Here is a 950-nt window from a genome sequence, read left to right on the forward strand (position 1 = left end):
TTCTCCATTGATTACCAGTTTCACCATATGGTCATCAATTATTCTTCTGCCGTTCTGGCAACCGTATATCAGTGAACTGGTACAGACCTTGTTAATCAGCCTGGCAGCACCTCCTGAGTATCGGTATATGGCCTCAATTGCCTCATCTGAGAATATTTCATGTTCTCTGCCAGCATATGTCAGGTGCCGCTTGATGTATGCCACTACCTCTGACTTGTCGTACTGGTTAAGCTTGTATTGCATGTCTATCCGCTGCCTTATGGCTGTGTATGTTTGAAGCTGAAGCTTCTCCCACAGTTCTGTTTGCCCAACCAGGATCAGAGCCATTGGGCTCTCTGCATCCATTCTGAAGTTGAGCAGAAATCTTACCTCCTCAAGCATTTCCTTGTTAAGCAGATGCGCCTCGTCAACCACAACGACAGGTCTCTTCTTGTGCAGCCCTTTCATCAGTTCGATTTCCTTGTGCAGAAGCCTTTTTGCATCGCCCCTGTAGAACTTTGACTCGCTTCCCAACTGTTCCAGCATGCCTTTGTAGAAGTGCCTTGGAGTCAATTTGGAGTCCGCAAGGTACATCAGTGTGTACTTCTGAGGGTCCAAGGAATTCTTGAATCGCCTGATTGTAGTGGTTTTTCCGGTACCGCATTCTCCCGTAACAACACAGAAAAGCTGTCGTTCAGCTACGTATGCAAGCCGGCCCATAGCCTCTTCAAGCATATGGGAAACATACAGGTCTTCTGCAGGCATGTCACGCGTGAAAGGAGTTTTCTCGAATCCATAGAACTCTTCAAACATCGTCGCCACCTCCAGTCGCTATACTTCTGAAGGATATGGCAGTGCTTCTCTCTTTATCGTTGCGCAACTCATTTTTCCTCTGTGCGCCATTCAGCAGTCGCGACTCGATTGGCTTGAGGATAGTCAGATGTTCAGGCACTATAGGCTTTGAGAAAACT

Annotated in this window: 1 protein-coding gene; it reads right to left on the reverse strand. The window is 47.3% G+C overall.

Annotation, left to right across the window (positions count from 1 at the left end; all coding sequences use genetic code 11):
• On the reverse strand, positions 1–792 hold a 792-nt coding region (locus T472_RS05640; protein ID WP_023388628.1), incomplete at its 3' end, for an ExeA family protein.
• Positions 793–950 lie beyond the last annotated feature (158 nt).

Origin of the sequence: Youngiibacter fragilis 232.1 (assembly GCF_000495435.3) — a bacterium.
Taxonomy (GTDB): Bacteria; Bacillota; Clostridia; order Clostridiales; family Clostridiaceae; genus Youngiibacter; species Youngiibacter fragilis.